Raw genomic sequence first — 18,225 nt, forward strand, 5'->3', positions numbered from 1 at the left:
CTAGCCATCGGCACTGACCGAGGCGTCTATCGTGATCTGTTTGTTATCCGGCACTTCGGTATAAGCCAGTACATGCATATCGGGCACACTGTGGCGGCAAAAACGTACCAGCATTTGTCGCAGCGGCGCCGCCACCAACAGAACTTGTGGCTTGCCAGCCATCTCCTGCTTTTGCGCAGCACTCGCCAAAGAGCGTTGCAGCTTCTCTGCCAGCGCCGGCTCGACAAATGCGCTGTCATCTGCGCCAGCTTTCTGTGCCTGCTGAACAGTACTCAGCAACAACTGTTCCAATTGAGGGTTTAACGTAATAACAGGCAGATTCGCCGCGGTACCATTGATGCTCTGCACGATTTGCCGGGCTAGGGCTACCCTTGCGATGGCGGTTAGGGCGGCGGGATCTTGACTCTTACCCGACTGCCCCGCCAAAGCTTCGGCGATCGTGCGGATATCCTTAACCGCGACTTTCTCTCGTAAAAGGTTCTGCAGAACCCGCAGCAGAGTGTTTAAATTAACTGTATTGGGCACCAACTCTTCCACCAGTTTGGGAGAGGTTTTAGCCAGCATATCCAGCAACTTTTGCACATCTTCATGGCCAAGCAGTTCGTGCACATGCTGATGCAATATCTGATTGAGATGGGTGGCGACAACCGTGCTGGCATCAACCACGGTATAGCCGAGAGTTTGCGCCTGCTCTTTTTGCCCGGCGCTGATCCAGATGGCGTCCAGGCCGAAGGCCGGATCTTTAGTCTTGATGCCTTCTAAATCGCCAAATACCTGGCCGGGGTTGATCGCCAACTCACGATCCGGGTGAACTTCTGCTTCAGCGGCGGTAACGCCCATTAAGCTAATGCGATAACCATTGGGGGCTAGCTCGAGATTATCGCGAATATGCACTGTAGGAATCAAAAAGCCCATTTCCTGAGAGAGCTTTTTGCGCACGCCTTTAATACGCCCCAGCAGAGCACCACCCTGAGACTTGTCTACCATGGGAATAAGACGGTAACCGACCTCTAATCCGATCACATCGACAGGCTGGACATCATCCCAGTTAAGCTCGGCATTCTCGGCGGGAGGCAAGGCAGCTGGCGGCTGCGCACCGCTCGGTGCGGGGCTTGGGGAGGTAGGTGTGGCGCCGCTGCGTCCAGAACCACTACTGGGAAAGTAATCATCCTCAACCGCTTCGGGTTGCTGCTTGCGCCAATATATATAGTACGCCAATGCTGCACACAAAATTGCCAGCCCCAAAAACGCGATGTGCGGCATACCGGGAATAACGCCCATAATAAACAGCATCCCAGCGGCAATACTCAGCGCTTTGGGTGAGTCAAACATCTGCGACATAACCTGCGAGCGCATGTCCTGAGAGCTGTTTACCCGCGTCACCAAAATGGCCGTAGCGGTAGACAGCATCAACGAGGGAATTTGTGCGACCAGGCCGTCACCAATAGTCAGAAGAATATATTTTTCCAGCGCATCACTAAATTCGAGGTTGTGCTGCACCATACCGACACTCAGGCCGCCAATGATGTTAATGGCCAAAATTAAGATGCCTGCAATCGCATCGCCTCTTACGAACTTGCTCGCACCGTCCATGGCGCCATAGAAGTCGGCCTCGCTGGCAACATCTTCACGCCGCTGCCGGGCCTCTTCCTGATCAATTAAACCGGCATTTAAGTCGGCATCAATGGCCATTTGCTTACCGGGCATCGCGTCCAAGGTAAACCGCGCACTCACCTCAGAAATACGCCCAGCGCCCTTGGTAACCACCACAAAATTAATGATCATTAGAATCAAAAACACCACCAGACCAACAGCATAGTTGCCACCAATGACCACCTCACCGAAAGCCTGGATCACTTTACCGGCCGCATCACCGCCTTCATGGCCATTGAGCAAAACAACCCGCGTGGAGGCGACATTAAGAGCCAGGCGCAACAGTGTCGCAACCAGCAAAATAGTCGGGAAGGCAGCAAAATCCAGCGGGCGCAAAGCGTACACACCCACCAGAAGCACAACAATGGAAAGCGCGATATTGAAGGTAAAGAATGCATCCAGCATAAACGCTGGCATGGGCAGGATCATCATGCCCAGCAGCATAATCAGCAAAATCGGGATACCGATATTGCCCTGCCCCAGGCCCTTCAGCTGCAAAAGTGCAGCCTTGCTGTTGGTTTTATTGATCTGCCCGAAAGAAAAAGCCATATGTGTACGTTTTTTTGACGCGTTGCGGTATTACCGCTAGTCATCGCAAAAAGCGTACCTACAATTGGCGCGGGACTGAAAAGTTATTAATTAATCAAACTGCAGATCGCGGGGCACGGAAATATTACGCGGATAGGTCGGCTTTTCCCCCTGGCCGCGGCGGTAGTTGCGTAGACCAAATACATAGGCCAACACCTGAGCGACAGCCATATAGAGTCCAGCGGGGATCTCCTCATCAATATCGGTTGTGTGATAAATAGAGCGGGCCAGCATGGGCGACTGGATGACCTCGATACGGTGAGCGCCAGCTATTTCGCGAATTTTTAGCGCGGTGTGATCTACCCCCTTGGCGAGCAAGATTGGGGTTCCCATATTCTCCGGGTCGTATTTAAGCGCGACCGAATAGTGAGTCGGGTTGGTGATCACAACGTCGGCCTCGGGCACTTGCGACATCATGCGCCGCTGCGCCATTTCGCGCTGCAATTGCCTTATGCGGCCTTTCACCTCGGGTTTGCCCTCGGTGTCCTTATGCTCGTCTTTTAATTCCTGATGGGACATTTTCAGCTTTTTTACGTGATCCCATATCTGAAATGGGACATCAATAGCGGCTACCAGCAAGGTAACCGCAGCCATCGCAATGGTGGCATACGCGCTGATTTGCAAAGATTCAACCACACCAACTTCGGTCTCTTGAGCGGCCAGCTGTAGCATATCTTGCTGCCAGTAGAATAAAGCTGCCATGGCCACCACCATCACTATGGTCACCTTGGCCAGCGATTTACCCAGTTCAACCAATGCCTTGACTGAAAACATGCGCTTGAGCCCGGCGAGCGGATTCATCCTGCTGGCTTTGGGAGCCATAGCCTTAGCACTGAGCAGCCAGCCACCTAAGGCAATCGGCCCAACCACTGATGCGAGCAGTAGCATTACCATTAATGGCACCAGCGCCATTAAACCGTCGTAGAAAGAACTGACTAAGTGAGCAAACATCGCCTCGGTATCGAAAGCTTCGTTTCGTGACAGAGTGAAGTTATTGATTGACAGCCCCGCCATAGCGCTGCCGATCATTTCACCAAAAACGGCCAGACCTATGGCTCCGGCGAGTAGAATAAATGTAGTAGTAAGATCACGTGAACGAGGAATTTGCCCATCCTCGCGGGCTTTTTCCAGTTTCCTCGCACTGGGTTCTTCCGTTTTTTCCTGACTGCTGTCTTCACCTTCGGCCATTTAATTGAGCCTCATTAACAAGCGGCCAATGGAGGCCGTGTCGGCAAACACTTGTTCAAAATAAGGCAAAAACGCTACCAGGCTGACCCACATAAAAAAGAGACCAAAAATAAGCGTGATAGGAAAGCCCACCGTAAACACGTTGATTTGCGGTGCCGAACGGTTCATCACCCCAAACGCCATATTAATCACTAAAAGCGCGGTAAATAACGGCAATACAAATACCAGCGCCGCGCTGAACATCCAGCTACCCAAGCTGGCAATTTGAACAAACTCTGTTGCACCAAGCCCCTCGCCGCCCATGGGCATGCTGGTAAAACTGGCTACGATCAGCCCAATCATCAGCAAGTGTCCATCAAAGATCAAAAACAACACCGTGGACAAAAGCAAATAAAACTGCGACAGCACCGTCACCGAGATGCCGTTAGACGGGTCATTCATAGAGGCAAACCCCAAGCCCATCTTCATTGCGACCAACTGTCCCGAGAGCACGAAGATATGCATCGCCACTTGAAAGGCAAAGCCGAGAGCGAGACCAATAACCACCTCTTTGGCGATAATCACGAGCGCGTCCAGACTCAAAAAGTCGACCGCTGGTGGCTCTGGCAGCATGGGCGCCACCAGCATAGTGACAAACAGAGCTAATAGCACCCGCACCCGCGCTGTAACCGTCCTCGCGCCAATCACAGGGGCCGCCATAAATAACGCAGCAATACGGAACATGGGCCATACGTACTGCGCCATAAAACGCATCAGCTGATCGTCTGATAGCGCCAAAGCTTCCATCAGCCAATTAATCCCGGAATACTGTTAAACAGCCGATCAAAATAATCCATCAGCTCTGACACCATCCAGGGCCCTGCAATCATGATAGTTACCAACATTACGATTAAACGTGGTAAAAAACTGAGGGTTTGCTCATTAATTTGCGTGGCGGCCTGAAACATACTGACCACCAGGCCCACAATCAAACTGGGACCGACAATCACCAGAACCATCAATACAGTCAGGTATAACCCATCGGCAAACAAACTCAGCGCGATCTCGGGTGTCATCGTCAGACTCCAAAGCTCGCCGCGAGTGTGCCGATAATCATGGCCCAACCATCCACCAGCACAAATAGCATAATCTTAAACGGCAAGGAAACGATAAGCGGCGAGAGCATCATCATCCCCATGGCCATCAGTACGCTGGCGACAACGATATCAATGACCAGAAAAGGGATAAAAATAATAAAACCAATTTGAAACGCGGTTTTCAGCTCGCTGGTAACAAAAGCGGGGACCAAAATGGAAAATGGTGTGTCTTCCGGTGTTTGAATTTGCTCAATACCGGCAATACCTACAAACAAGGCGATGTCACTTTCGCGTGTTTGCGCAAGCATAAATTCGTGAAACGGGCGAGACGCTTCGGCCAACGCCTGCTGTGCGGATATTTCGCTGGCTATGTAAGGTTGCAGCGCATTGGCGTTCACATCTTCTAACACAGGCTTCATAATAAAGAGCGTTAAAAATAGAGACAACCCAATTAATATCTGGTTAGACGGAGACTGCTGCAAGCCAAGCGCCTGCCGCAGAATCGCGAAAACAATAATAATACGAGTGAACGATGTCATCATCATGAGCAGTGCTGGCAAAAACGTCAGCATGGTCATAATGGCAAGGATTTGCAGTGTTACCGAGTACTCCTGTTCACCATCATCGTTCGTGGTGACAGTAAAAGCAGGCAAACCAGGTATTGCCGGCAGAGCGCCCCGCTCTACCGATTCGGCAAGTGCACTGGTGTCTTCTGCGGGTTCAGCGTCTTGGGCATAGCCCGCAGGCGCAAAGAGGCTTAACAAGAGCGCCGCAAACAGCGCAGCGAATCTTAGAGCTCTAGAGATTGCCGGTACCGGAGTCATTATTCTTTTCTCGTTTCTGCGGTAGAAATTCTGCCAGTTTGGCGGCAAACTCTGGGCTAGATGTCTCCCCCTCTTTTACAACAGGTTCGGCAAACACGTGTAACTGATTAACCGAGTGCGCGGTCACGCCTAAGAGTATTTGCGTTCCGCCGACATCCACCAGCATTAATCTTTCACGTGTGCCAAGAGCAAGGCTGGCAACAATTTTTAGATTATTGGACCTGACCCAGCCGTTGCCGGTACGCCTTACAAGCCAGGCGAGCACAAAAATAAGCCCAATAACCGCGGCTAATCCCATAAAAACCGAAAACAACTGTGCGGCTGTTCCGGCTTGCATTTGCGCGGCCGGCTCTTGACTAGCTGACGCTGCCGCTATGAAAGTAAACATCTAGCGCAGCTTCTTGATACGTTCAGAGGGGCTGATAACATCGGTCATGCGAATACCAAATTTCTCATTCACCACTACAACTTCGCCATGGGCAATTAAAGTGCCATTGACTCGTACATCCAACGGCTCCCCGGCAAGACGATCCAACTCAATGACAGAGCCTTGGTTGAGCTGTAACAGATTACGAATGGTGATGGACGTGCTGCCAACCTCCATGGAAATACTCACCGGAATATCCAGAATCAAATCCAGCTCGGGCCCAACCTCACGCGGGGCACCTTCGCTTTCCAGCTCATTCAGCGCCATTGCACTGGCCATATCCGTCTCATCCGACTGCTCGGCCGAATCATCAATCGCTTCTTGTTCTTGCATGGCTGCGGCCCACTCGTCCGCCATGGCATCTTGATCCAGTTCTGAATCGTCATTATTCTCGATATCATCATTTGCCATGTTTGCCTCCTTCAGCAGCGGTTATATTGTAGGCGCTGCTGTGATCAATAAAATCGTTAATTTTTAAAGCCAAATTGCCTTTGTGCTGGCCTAATTGAGTCCGAAAAACGGGTACCCCGTTCGCCGTTAGCACATGGTGCTCGGGAAATTCAATGGGAATAATATCGCCCACGTCCAGATCGACGATGTCACGCAAAGGAATCTCCCGATTGACGATCTCGCACTCTAAATCTACCTGAGCACTAAGCACATCTTCGCGTAACGCTTTAACCCAGCGTTCGTCTTGTTCATCGCTATCGCTTTGCAACCCCGCATCAAGCACTTCACGAATGGGCTCTATCATGGAATAAGGGATAGTCAGATGCAGGTCGCCGCCGCCACCGTCGAGCTCAATATGAAAAGTACTAACCACAACCACTTCACTGGGGCTAACGATATTGGCGAGAGATGGATTAACCTCTGAGTTAATGTATTCAAACTCAATCGGCATTACCGCTTTCCAAGCTTCGCCCAAGTCTACAAACACCTGGTTTAATACCATTTGCACTACACGCAGCTCGGTAGGAGTAAACTCCCGCCCTTCAATTTTGGCGTGACGACCATCGCCACCAAAGAAGTTATCAACCAACTTAAACACCAAGCGCGCATCGAGAATAATAAGCGCTGTGCCTCGCAGCGGGCGAAACTTAACCATGTTCAAACTGGTAGGCACATACAGTGTGTGGACATACTCACCAAACTTTTGAATTTGAATACCGCCCACCGAGACATCGGCGGTGCGACGCAGCATATTGAACATGCTGATCCGGGTATAACGCGCGAAACGCTCGTTAATCATTTCCAGTGTGGGCATGCGCCCACGGACAATACGATCCTGGCTGGTTAAGTCATAGGATTTAACCGCCCCCGGGTCCTGATCCGATTCGGTATCGATATCGCCTTCATCGACACCATGTAACAGCGCATCGATTTCATCTTGTGTTAATAGATCCTGCACTGAATTCGCCTCTATTGCAGTACTAAGTTGGTAAATAACACTTGTTCTATACCAGGCTTGCCGATTTCCTGCTCCAGCACGCCCTGAATCTCAAACAGCGCTTGCTGGCGCAACAACTCTTTACCCTCAGGGGTTTGCAGCTCTTCGTAACTCTGGCCGCGCATCAGCATCACCAGGGCATTGCGAATGGCGGGCATGTGCAGCTCCAGGGCCGGGACCACGTCATTTTCGCGCAACATTAGTGTCATCTCGACCTGCATAAAGCGCTGCCGCCCACGCACCTCGAAGTTAGTAATGAACTCCGGCTTGAGCGGGTAATAGATAGCGGCTTGAACCTCTTGTGGAGCTTGCTCTTCTTCTACAGCTGGCGGTTCTGGCTCAGTGGCAAAAAAACCGAGAAAGTAGAGTGTTGCGGCTACCGATAGCCCAATCAGCAATAGTAAAATCAACCCCAGCAACAACCATTTTTTCTTCTTTTTTGGCTGCTCTGTTTCACTCCCCTCTTCGGTTTGTTGTTCTTCCTGCTCGTCTTCGGCCATGTCAATTATCCGTCATTCCTACGCGTAATAAGGCTTATGGGAACCTATGAGCAAAGCTCGTGCCACAGGTATGGCCTGAGTTTAGCCGAGGCGACTGATAGGAACAAACATTGATAAGAACACAGACAGGAACAAAGATAGTTACGTGCTGATAAGAAAAAGCCCCCCACTTTCAGCGGGGGCTGACAGTACTGCCAAGAAGCAGTCCGACGGAGTGCTATTGAGCGCCTGAACGAGCACCTTGGCCTCAACGAACGCAGCTTATGCAACAGGCGACTCGCGGAAATCGCTTTACTTCACGCAGGGGTCGAATCAGGCGTATTGATCGATCAATCTGACTACAGAATCCGCGGATTTTCTAGTATCGCTTGAGCTGTCGGACTCATCAGCGGCAACAGCACCAGTACCTGAGGAGCCGGATGCCCCTCTTTCATCACCCTGCTGCTGGCCTTGCTCGGATACGTTCACATCCACTTGGGTCATACCCTGTTCGGCGAGCATTTCTCTGAGCCTGAAGGCGTTCTGATCCAACGCTTCACGCACCACTGGCTGCTGACTGGAGAAAGTGATGTGCGCCTGATCGTTCTGCACGCTCACTCTCACCTGTACGGGGCCCAGATCCGGCGGATCTAACCGCAGCTCTGCAGAGGTAATATTTTGGCGTGCCATCCACAGTACTTTTTGCCCCACCGCATCCCCCCAGGCACCTGTACCAAAACGTGTGCCCAGTTGACTCTGCAGTACCGGCGCCTGTTCGCTACTGGCTGAAAGCTTCTGTGCCGCACTCAACATCGCGGGTACATTAGTGGTTGAAGCAGCGGCCTCATCATTGCCACGCGCCGAAAACAGATTGTGAAGTTTGGCAATTTCAGCAAACTTTCCTTGCTCGGAAGCTTTCACCGATTCCAACAACTTTCCTGATTCCAGCGATAAATCCAGGCCATCTGGGCCTTGCTCCGTTGCGGTTAACTTGACCAGGGTTTCCGGTGTTTTAACGTACTCAGCGGTGCTGCCAGCATCCACCGTGCCGAGATGTGTATTCGTCAGGTTATGGGCTGTGGTCGTCCGATCACTCTTCTGCGCCACAACCAACTGTGCTCCGGCAAGCCAATGCGCCAGCGCTTCAATGGTACTGGAGTCTTTATCTGGCATAGAGGTGGCGGCAATATCTCCCAGCTGTTGTGTCAACAGATCAGCTAATGCTGTTTCACCCAGCTGCTCATCGATTATTTGCTGGGCCTTGGATATTACTTGCTCCATCGACTCGGCCGAGTTAAACACTCTGGCAAGATCGTTAAGCACACCTTGCAGGCGTTCGAGATCGGCCTGGGATAAATCAGCAAGAATGGCGTCAATTTCTGGAGTGGCACTGGAAAACTTCTGCTGTTGCGCCATCATCATCTGTAAAACTTCTGCCATCCGCTTCGGTGTCAATGCGTTCAATGCCGCCTGCTGCTCTTCTGGAAGAGACTCAAAGGCCTGGCGCTGCTCATCAGTAAGGGTTACAGCAGGTTCTGGGTCGTTAGCCGCATGCTTAGGGCCGCTTTCAGCAACTGCCCGATCCTCCCCGTCGCTAGCGGGGGGAGTTTGCTTTGCCTCCGGGGCAGCTGCTGTCTCCTTGGTCACCGCTTCACGCGCCTTACTCGGCGGCTGATTTTCATTCCGAACGCCCACTTGACGGGCTGGCTTGTCGTTGCGGACAGTGTTTAAGACATTCGAGAACGGATCCGACTTGCTCTCACGTAGAGAACCCGATTCCGACTTTGCCTGACTACTGGGCCGAGGCGAGAGGGCGTTTAGCAGTGTTGTATCGGTCATTGTCCGACCACTCCTGTATCAAAGCGGCAACACTTGGCCGCCGGCAGAGGTTTAAATAGGTACTAAGGAGTAATCAGCAAAAGCGGTGCCAAAGAGATAGGTATAAGGCGATAGAAGCCGCGGTTAAGCGCTTAGGCGTAAATATCCAACTGCTGTTTGACTTGGGAGAATTCGCTCTGTAGATCCACCAGCAGATGCTCGAGACCGGTGAGATCTGAAGCCGCGGCGCGGACCTCGATTTGCCTGCAGGCTTCCATCAGCCCAGCCGCGCCTATATTTGAAGAGCTACCCTTCAGGCTGTGCGCTGCACGGCGCAACTCTTCGCTCTGCCCGGCCGCCAGAGCTTTTTGCATGGTATTAATTTTAGCTCGCGAATCGCTGACAAAGGTTTCAATCAGCTGTAAAAAGTCGTCTTCCATAACGTCGCGCAAAGCCGCCAGGGCCTCGTGATCTATATGCTGAGCGTTAGACAAAGTTAACCTCCTGTTGAACAAAGCCGGCGGCTGGGCTAATCGTCTACATGCCAGCGATAGGTGGCGCAAACGCTATTCCCAGGTTCTTGATATTCAAGGCTATCACACAGAGACTTAACAAGTTTCAGCCCCCGCCCACTGTAATCATTGACCTCATCTACCTCCAGGCCGTCCAGGTCAAACCCGGGGCCACTGTCTTCCACCGTTATCTGCAGACAGCCACCCTCGGCAAAAGTTTGGTGGGCTAACGTAATGCGGATATAGCCCTCACTGATTTGCTCGGTGCGGGTTTTGCGCAATTGATAATAGTGGTCAAAGCCGTCGGGATCAGCCTTCATGGTAGAGTCTAGCTGCAGCACGCCATGCTCCAGAGCATTACTGTAAAGCTCCGAAATCACGGTATAGAGGGTGCCACTGTGATTACGCAGTCCTGGTACCTCAAGCAGAACGCTCAGCAGCAGAGGCAGTGGGTCAAAAATAGCGAAACTGGATGGTTTCACCTCAAAAACCAAACTCCACTCGGCGAGCCGCGACTGATCTTGAGAGGGCTGACTGGACTCAGAGTATTCGAGCTGCGAGGGCGCCATCACCAATTCGATAAGCGACAGATCGTCGCTTTTTTCACCCTCACCGACAAAGCTTTTCACCTTGGCGAGCAACTCATCAAACATGCATTGTCGCGACTCGTTGCGCGCGAAAGCCGCGAGAATACGCTCCTCGCCAAACATTTCGTCGTCGCTGTTGCGAGCCTCATGGATGCCATCAGACCAGAGATACAAACGCTCTCCGTGATGCAGCTGAAACAAAGCCGCGTCTGCCTTAAAATCTTTGTTATTCAGTACGCCAAGTGGCAAATGGTTAGATTTAACCTGCTCGATGGAGCCACCCAGACGATAAATATAGGCAGCAGGTAGCCCGCCGTTCCAGATTCTGGCAGTATTTTTTCGATAGTTCACTTCCACCATAGTGGCGCAGCAAAAAAGCCCCACCGGCAAAATACTTTTTAACTTGCCGTTAATCTCGGCGAGAATATCAGACATGGAAAAGCCCTTGCTCACCATGCCATAGAATGTGGTTGCCAGCGGCATAGCCCCTATCGCAGCGGGTAAACCATGCCCAGTAAAATCTCCCAGCAACACCATCAGGTTGCCCGCAGGTGTAGTGGCGGCCACCATGACGTCACCGTTAAAAACCGCCAGCGGCGACATAAAGTAGCGCAGGCAGGCGCTATTTAATTGTCCACCACTGGTAATATTGTCAAACACCTGCTTGGCGACCGTCTGTTCTTGCAAAAAATGTTCGTTATGGCGGGCAATTTGGTCACGCTGCTCAAGCATCGTGCGGTTCATCGTACGCATGCGATAGAAAGCGCGGATTTTGGCCTGCAGAATGACCCGGTTGTAAGGCTTGGAGAGAAAGTCGTCGCCCCCGGCTTCAAGGCACTTCACCAACGAGGGAGTGTCCGTGAGCGAGGTCAGAAAGATAATCGGGATCAGTTCTTCACCCGCAAGAGCTTTAATTTGCCGAGCCGCTTCAAAGCCATCAAGGTGAGGCATTAGCGCATCCAACAACACGATATCGGGCCGGTGCTGCTTAAATTCTTTGACCGCCTCGCGTCCGTCGCGGGCACTAATAACATTGTGACCCTCTTTGCGGACAATAGCCTCCAGAATCAACCGATCCGTGTCAGTATCATCGGCGACCAGCACGGTAATGGCTCGGTCGTCTCTCATGCGCACAACGCCTAACTGATTGTGAACAATTGTTCGAAGTTAGAAATCGTCAAAATCCGCTTAACATCACTACTGGTATTAATAATTTCGATGTCAGAGCTGTCGCCGCCAGCGTAGTCGCGCAACAGTAATAGCATACCCAGAGCCGAGCTATCCAAATACGCGGTGTCTTGCATATCAATCACATACCGGCTTGGTTTGTGAGGAAGATTTTCATAAGTGCCACGAAAATCCTGGTGTGAACTAAAGTCAAACCGCCCCTTGATTGCGATGTGCAGCTCCGAGCCATCACCAGAAATCGTTGACGTTACAGCCATAACCACCTCTTTATCGTTCCGCTAGGAAGTTCCTTGGTTGGGTCTCCCCACAATGATCTGCCGCGATTGTTATATTTTCTGCCACGCGACCAACCTAGAATAGACCATTTTGAACGCAAACAATAGACGTATACGCCGCATAAAATTGCTTTATAAGGGTCTTTTTCCTGCTGCCTGAGCCATATCGTCCAGCTGCTTTTGCAGCTGCCGTTCGGCTGCCTGATCTTCGCCCTTTCTCAGGCGGGTAATTAAATCTTCGATGGCGCGGCGGCGCAAATGCTGGCCGTGCCAGTGCTGGCGCAGCTTTACTAGCTGCTCGATGAGCTGGGCAACAGCGCTCTCTTGCTGCTTTATCGCATCGCCCAACTGCTGAATAAACTGACTGTAGCGGGATAATTCTTCCGGGCGCATCCCACTCTGGGCTCCGGCGTATTGCTCTACATAACCTGTGCGATAGTCAGCCAGCTCGCTCGCTTTTTGGCGCTGCTCATCTACCAGCTTTTGGTGCCTTGCCAAATAATCGGCAGCCTCTTGCTCGTGGCGCTCTGCCAGCATTAATACCACACCCAGACGCTGTGACCGCTTCGCCGCCATAAACGTCAGGTTTTATGTTGTGCCGTGCTATTGGCAGAGGTTTTACCGTGTGCTGCGGCCAGCGGGCTTTGGCCGCGGGACTGTGCCGGTGCAATCACTGCCTTTAAGTTGTTGATCGATTCAGGCAAGTGCACCGACTCCTTGAGCCCCTGCTGAATAAACGCCCGCAGCTTGGGAAAGCGTTCAATTGCCTCATCGGTCACAGGGTCTGAGCCCGCGCTGTAGGCGCCAATGGTGATTAAGTCACGGTTTTGGTTATAGCGAGACAACATCTGCTTAAAGGACTGCATCAGTTTTAAATGATCGGCAGGGACGATGTTCGGCATAGCACGGCTGATAGAGGCCTCGACATCAATTGCGGGGTAAACCCCCTCCTCTGCCAAGGTGCGCGACAACACAATATGGCCATCCAGAATCGCTCGCGCCGAATCGGCAATAGGGTCCTGTAAATCATCTCCCTCGGTTAACACCGTATAAAAGGCCGTAATCGAACCCTCTCCTTCCGCGGCGTTGCCAGCACGCTCCACCAATTCAGGTATTTTGGCAAATACCGAGGGCGGATAACCTTTGGTTGCGGGCGGCTCACCAATGGCGAGGGAAATCTCTCGCTGGGCCTGGGCAAAACGGGTGAGTGAATCCATCAGCAAAAGTACATTCAACCCTTGGTCGCGGTAGTATTCCGCCACCCGACTCGCCAGCTGCGAGGCCCGCAGCCGCATTAGCGGGGCATCGTCAGCCGGTGACGCCACGACGACCGCTCGCTGCATACCCTCGGGGCCGAGAATATGGTCGATAAATTCTTTTACTTCGCGCCCGCGCTCTCCCACCAGCCCCACCACCACAACATCGGCGGTGGTATATTTGGTCATCATGCCCATGAGTACACTTTTACCCACACCACTGCCGGCAAAAAGCCCCATACGCTGGCCTCGCCCTACTGTTACCAGAGCATTGATTGCACGAATGCCCACATCCAGAGGCTCGCTGATGGGGTGACGCCTTAGGGGGTTAATATCGCGCGGGTGCGCATCGAGAAACTCACCGCCCTGTAAAGGACCCAGCCCGTCCAGAGGCTGCCCCAAACCGTTAATCACACGCCCCAGGGTTTGCAAGCCGATACGCATCGCAGAGCTATGGGCAAGAGGTATAACTCGCGCGCCCGGCTCCAACCCTTCGACGCGCTTTACCGGCATCAGGAAAATACTGGCGCCCGCAAAACCTACCACCTCGGCTTCCACCCGGCGCCCATCGCGAGATACGACCGCACACTGACGCCCCACCGAGACATTTAGCCCGACCGCCTCAAGCGTTAAACCCACTGAGCGCACCAACTTGCCTTCGGCTTCGGGCTCTACCGCAGATGGGCTAGGTAAATACGGTCGCAATCGGTACCAGAGGTCGCGCCGGCTATTCATAACTCGGGCTCTTGATCGTCCGAGGGCTGAGAAGTATCCGTAGGCGGCTCAGGCTCCTCGCCTGATATGTCTGGCGCGATGGGATCAGAGCCTGTATTGGCAGCCAGCAATTGCTCATCCGAGGTGTGCTCGTCGACTTCTTGTTGGGATAAAAACCGCTCAATGACTTCATCCAGGCGCCGTTCCACCGAACAATCCACGAAACTGTCGCGGGTGGCGACCTTGACCCCGCCCTGTGCCAGCTCTGAATCCCGATGGAAAGACCAGTCTAGCTGGTGCTCCTGGGCATATTGCTCGACTTTCTCAGCGTCCTGAGGGTTTAGATAAACGCTCAGGTGATCACTGCCCGCAGGCAAAGCTTTTACGGCCGACTTTACCAGGGTGACAATATCGGCGGGCTGGGTGGTCAACTCCCGCTCAACCACAGCGCGGGTCAGTCGCGTCACGGTCTCGAGCAGTAGCTTCTCAAGGCGCTCATCCTGCTCATCAATCGGCTGCAGCAATGCTTCGGCTAGCGCCTGAAAAGCTTGCTGTTCAGCCACCAGTTGCTGGCGCATCTCAAGCGCACCTTTGTGCTCACCGGAATCAAAGCCGTCGTCGTAACCTTTTTTGAAACCCTCTTCGCGGCCTTTAGCAAATCCTTCGAGCTCAGCTTCGCGCACAATCGCTTCCAGCTCGTCGGCGGTTAGTCCACCCTGAGGCAGCTCCTCGACTTCTACATCTTCGATACTTTCTTCGCTTTGCTCTTCTTGTTTTTGCGTCTTTTTATGGGCATTCACCACGCTGCCGTCGTCGTCGATCACGGGCATCGCCCAGGATCGCCAGGCGTCGGCATTGGCAGCGGGAATACGGTTGGGGTTTTTCTTTTCACCCATGCTCGGGCAGCCTACAGCATCTGTTCGCCACTGCCGCCGAGCACGATTTCACCGGCATCGGCCATACGGCGGGCAGTGGTCAGGATTTCTTTTTGCGCAGCCTCGACTTCTGACACACGCACGGGGCCTTTCACTTCCAAGTCGTCACGCAACAGCTCGGCCGCACGTTTGGACATATTTTTGAATATTTTTTCCTGCAAGTCTGTATCCGCACCCTTGAGGGCAATAATCAAGACCTCAGATGAGACCTCGCGCAGCAGCGCCTGAATACCGCGGTCATCAACATCTTTAAGATTTTCAAACACAAACATCAAATCCTGGATCTGATTGCCCATGTCTTCATCGACTTCTTTAATGGCGTCCATCAGTTCAGTTTCAATACTGCCATCAAGGTGATTCATGATTTCAGCCGCAACTTTGTAGCCACCCATGGCTTTGGTTTGCGAGCCGGCTTTACCTGAGAACTGTTTTTCGAGAATATCGTTTAGCTCTTGCAGGGCACTAGGCTGCACGGTATCCAGCGATGCGACGCGCATCATGATATCGATACGGACTTTCTCGGTGAAAAACGTCAAAACCTCGGCGGACTGGTCCGCGTCCAGATAGGCAATAACGATGGCTTGAATCTGGGGATGCTCGTTACGAATAATATCGGCCACCGAGCGAGCATCCATCCATTTTAAGGTGTCTAGCCCGGTGGTATTACCACCCAGCAGAATACGATCCACCAGCGAGTTTGCTTTGTCTTCGCCAAGGGCCGCTACCAGCATATTGCGGATGTAGTTATCGGCCCCCATCCCTAAGCCGGTTAAATTGCGCGCCTCGTCCAAAAAGCTTTGCATTACCGCTTGCACGTCGGCCTGCTGAACATTGGTTAGTCCTGACATGGCCGCGCCAATTCTCTGTACTTCTTTCGGCCCCATGTGCTTGAGCACTTCGGCGGCATCTTTTTCCCCCAGCGACATCAGCAAAATAGCCGCTTGGTCTACAGAGCTCATTCGCGAGGCGACGCTTCTTTCTTCGTTGTTTGCCACTGCCAGTTACTCGTCTTTATTGATCCAGGATTTCACCACCTGAGCCACCCGGCCCGGGTCTTCGGCAATCAGTCCTTTAATCGCGTTCAATTGTTGTTCATACCCTTCTTCCGGTCCCGGCAGGGCCACTGCACCGCCAGTTAAGGTGACCGAATCACTGGACAAATCGCCGCCCAAACCCGCGGCCTCCAATGCCTCCAACTGGCGAGCCTCTTCATCTTCGGCTGCCTCAGAACCCGACCGGGCGATGGATTTGAGAACCGGCCGCAACAATCCGAAGATCAACGCCAGCACCAATAAAAAGCCAACCACCGGTTTGATGTAAGGCTGCAGCCAAGACTGCTGCCACCAGGGAATCTCGAGCGCTTCCAGCTGGCCGTCATCGCGGGCAAAAAATGCCGAGTTGACCACATTCACGCTATCGCCACGGGCCTCAGAAAAACCCACTGCATCGCGCACCAGCATGGTTAATCTCTGCAGTTCTTCAGGAGTCCAGGCTTCGCGCACCTGCTGACCTTCGGCGTTAGTAACCAGTTTATCGTCCAACACTACCGCAACGCTCAACCTTTCAACATTGCCCTGCTGCCGGCGAGTGTAGCTTATGATTCTGTCTACTTCATAGTTACGAGTAACTTCTTCACGACGATGCTGCGGGGTGGGTTCAGCCTCACCTTCGGCTCCGGGTGCGACCTGCTCAGGCGCTTCGCCATCCACCGGTGGTTGATTGGTCAGAGCGCCGGGAATACCGCCAATGGTAGCGTCGCCGGTTTTGTGCTCAACATGCGAGTGCTCGCTGCGAAGTGCCGGTTGTTCATCCTGATAACTCTCTTCGGCCTGCTCTACCGCGGTGAAATCGACATCGGCACTGACTTCGGCACGGAAGTTCCCTGCACCCACTACGGGCTGCAAAATGCTATTGACCCGTGCCAATAAGCTGTCTTCCAAGTTTTTTGTATATTGGCGCTGCTTATCCGCCAAAATTAACTCTGGGGACTCATCTCCAGCCGACAGCAAGTTGCCATGCTGATCAATCACGGTTACGTCTTCATTTTTTAGCTCACTGATACTCGACGCCACCAGATTGGCAATGGCCTTAACCTGGCGCGGCTCAACCTCGCGCCCGGGATATACCTCGAGAAACACAGAAGCACTGGGCTTGCGCGCATCGCGCACGAAGACACTGCGTTTAGGAATTGCCAAGTGTACTCGGGCCGAGCGCACCGTGTGAATACTCATAATAGTGCGCGCCAGCTCACCTTCAAGACTGCGATGATAGCGAGCACTCTCAATGAATTGGCTGGTGCCTAAGGGTTGCTCTTTTTCCAGCAACTCAAACCCGACTGACTGGTTGGTACCAATACCCATCTCGGCCAATTTTAAGCGCGCCGTGTGCAACTCCTCGCTGGTGACCAGTAAGGCACCCGTTGAAGGTTCTATCTTGTAGGGAATCTGGTTTTGCTCGAGTACATCGACAACCTCGGCGGAATCCAACCGATCCAAACTGCCATATAGAGGTTTGTAATCTTCACTTTGACTCCACAAGACCGCGTAAAAGCCGATCGCGACCGACGCCGCCAGACCGACCATCAGACCGATCTGACGCAGTAACGGAAGATTGCTGAAACCTTCCACTAAGTCGCTACCACTGCGCGAATTGTTGCTAGAGGACTCGGCGGGTAGGTCTGCGCTCTGTGCTTCTGCCATTTCGGTTTACTCCGTTAAATCGGCATGTTCATGACGTCGCGGTAAGCTTCTACCAGCTTATTACGCACCTGTACCGCCGCCTCGAAAGAGACGCTGGCTTTTTGCGAGGCCACCATCACATCGGTGATATCCACATTGGGTTCGCCGCGCTGATAGGCCTCGGCCATCGCATTTGCGCTCTGCTGAACATCATTCACTTTGTTGACGGCCTGCGCCATAACCTCGCCAAAGCCCGGCACCTCGCGGGTGGTGTTGACCTTATCTGGCTGGTTGGTTCTGCCGATCTCATTGAGCGCCTGCGGCTTTTGGAATGCCTGAGTCTGTGCTTTTAGCGAGCGCATTTCCGAGAGAAGATTATTGATATCCACCCGATTGCTCATAGTCTGGCCACTTTAGTTTTCAATTTAGGTCGTCGGTTTTTTGGCATTTATAAACAAAAACTGCCTTTAGGTGACTTATTGCACAAAGTGGGCCAAGGTTTGCCGGCGGCTAACAGCTGCCGCCTAGAGACGACGTCCTGTCAAAAAATGGCAAAAAAAAAGCGGGCCTAGGCCCGCTT

At 52.7% G+C, this 18,225-nt stretch carries 19 protein-coding genes; all 19 read right to left on the reverse strand.

Going from position 1 to position 18,225, the window contains the following annotated elements:
• On the reverse strand, nt 1–2,202 hold the full coding sequence (gene flhA / locus NHM04_RS02980) for a flagellar biosynthesis protein FlhA (protein WP_256527143.1): 2,202 nt from the start codon (nt 2,200–2,202) through the stop codon (nt 1–3).
• Nucleotides 2,203–2,292: 90 nt separating this feature from the next.
• Complete coding sequence (gene flhB / locus NHM04_RS02985) at nt 2,293–3,429, reverse strand: flagellar biosynthesis protein FlhB (RefSeq protein ID WP_254265568.1); 1,137 nt, start codon at nt 3,427–3,429, stop codon at nt 2,293–2,295.
• Nucleotides 3,430–4,215: a flagellar biosynthetic protein FliR gene (gene fliR / locus NHM04_RS02990; protein WP_254265569.1), complete on the reverse strand. Its 786-nt coding sequence runs from the start codon at nt 4,213–4,215 to the stop codon at nt 3,430–3,432.
• The gene (fliQ, locus tag NHM04_RS02995; RefSeq protein WP_254265570.1) at nt 4,215–4,484 is read right to left on the reverse strand and encodes a flagellar biosynthesis protein FliQ; all 270 of its coding nucleotides are present in this window, start codon (nt 4,482–4,484) and stop codon (nt 4,215–4,217) included. The genes fliR and fliQ overlap by 1 nt, the downstream gene beginning before the upstream one ends.
• Nucleotides 4,485–4,486: 2 nt before the next feature.
• On the reverse strand, nt 4,487–5,269 hold the full coding sequence (gene fliP, locus NHM04_RS03000) for a flagellar type III secretion system pore protein FliP (RefSeq protein ID WP_254265571.1): 783 nt from the start codon (nt 5,267–5,269) through the stop codon (nt 4,487–4,489).
• 34 nt (nt 5,270–5,303) lie between these two features.
• On the reverse strand, nt 5,304–5,666 hold the full coding sequence (gene fliO, locus NHM04_RS03005; RefSeq protein ID WP_254265572.1) for a flagellar biosynthetic protein FliO: 363 nt from the start codon (nt 5,664–5,666) through the stop codon (nt 5,304–5,306).
• A gap of 51 nt (nt 5,667–5,717) precedes the next feature.
• Nucleotides 5,718–6,167 carry a flagellar motor switch protein FliN gene (fliN, locus tag NHM04_RS03010; protein ID WP_254265573.1) on the reverse strand — a complete coding sequence of 150 codons (450 nt, stop codon included), beginning with the start codon at nt 6,165–6,167 and terminating at the stop codon, nt 5,718–5,720.
• The gene (gene fliM / locus NHM04_RS03015; RefSeq protein WP_254265574.1) at nt 6,157–7,164 is read right to left on the reverse strand and encodes a flagellar motor switch protein FliM; all 1,008 of its coding nucleotides are present in this window, start codon (nt 7,162–7,164) and stop codon (nt 6,157–6,159) included. The genes fliN and fliM overlap by 11 nt, the downstream gene beginning before the upstream one ends.
• A gap of 11 nt (nt 7,165–7,175) precedes the next feature.
• The gene (locus NHM04_RS03020; RefSeq protein ID WP_254265575.1) at nt 7,176–7,703 is read right to left on the reverse strand and encodes a flagellar basal body-associated FliL family protein; all 528 of its coding nucleotides are present in this window, start codon (nt 7,701–7,703) and stop codon (nt 7,176–7,178) included.
• Between the two features lie 312 nt (nt 7,704–8,015).
• Nucleotides 8,016–9,521 (reverse strand): flagellar hook-length control protein FliK, encoded by a 1,506-nt coding sequence (locus tag NHM04_RS03025; RefSeq protein WP_254265576.1) that lies wholly within the window; start codon nt 9,519–9,521, stop codon nt 8,016–8,018.
• Between the two features lie 131 nt (nt 9,522–9,652).
• Complete coding sequence (locus tag NHM04_RS03030; RefSeq protein WP_254265577.1) at nt 9,653–9,994, reverse strand: Hpt domain-containing protein; 342 nt, start codon at nt 9,992–9,994, stop codon at nt 9,653–9,655.
• A 35-nt stretch (nt 9,995–10,029) separates the two neighbouring features.
• Complete coding sequence (locus tag NHM04_RS03035; protein ID WP_254265578.1) at nt 10,030–11,727, reverse strand: fused response regulator/phosphatase; 1,698 nt, start codon at nt 11,725–11,727, stop codon at nt 10,030–10,032.
• Nucleotides 11,728–11,738: 11 nt separating this feature from the next.
• Nucleotides 11,739–12,044, reverse strand: a complete 306-nt coding sequence (locus tag NHM04_RS03040; protein ID WP_254265579.1) for an STAS domain-containing protein — start codon at nt 12,042–12,044, stop codon at nt 11,739–11,741.
• Between the two features lie 150 nt (nt 12,045–12,194).
• A complete protein-coding gene (fliJ, locus tag NHM04_RS03045) occupies nt 12,195–12,638 on the reverse strand; it encodes a flagellar export protein FliJ (RefSeq protein ID WP_254265580.1) in 444 nt (147 codons plus the stop codon).
• A gap of 5 nt (nt 12,639–12,643) precedes the next feature.
• Nucleotides 12,644–14,053, reverse strand: coding sequence for a flagellar protein export ATPase FliI (fliI, locus tag NHM04_RS03050; protein WP_254265581.1), 1,410 nt, complete (start codon nt 14,051–14,053; stop codon nt 12,644–12,646).
• Nucleotides 14,050–14,928, reverse strand: coding sequence for a flagellar assembly protein FliH (locus NHM04_RS03055; RefSeq protein ID WP_254265582.1), 879 nt, complete (start codon nt 14,926–14,928; stop codon nt 14,050–14,052). Before NHM04_RS03055 ends, fliI begins: the two co-directional genes overlap by 4 nt.
• Before the next feature lie 11 nt (nt 14,929–14,939).
• Nucleotides 14,940–15,926: a flagellar motor switch protein FliG gene (fliG, locus tag NHM04_RS03060; protein WP_254265583.1), complete on the reverse strand. Its 987-nt coding sequence runs from the start codon at nt 15,924–15,926 to the stop codon at nt 14,940–14,942.
• 42 nt (nt 15,927–15,968) lie between these two features.
• A complete protein-coding gene (gene fliF / locus NHM04_RS03065) occupies nt 15,969–17,666 on the reverse strand; it encodes a flagellar basal-body MS-ring/collar protein FliF (RefSeq protein ID WP_254265584.1) in 1,698 nt (565 codons plus the stop codon).
• 14 nt (nt 17,667–17,680) lie between these two features.
• Nucleotides 17,681–18,046 (reverse strand): flagellar hook-basal body complex protein FliE, encoded by a 366-nt coding sequence (fliE, locus tag NHM04_RS03070; RefSeq protein WP_254265585.1) that lies wholly within the window; start codon nt 18,044–18,046, stop codon nt 17,681–17,683.
• Nucleotides 18,047–18,225: the final 179 nt, after the last annotated feature.

Source organism: Gilvimarinus sp. DA14 (assembly GCF_024204685.1).
Taxonomy (GTDB): domain Bacteria; phylum Pseudomonadota; class Gammaproteobacteria; order Pseudomonadales; family Cellvibrionaceae; genus Gilvimarinus.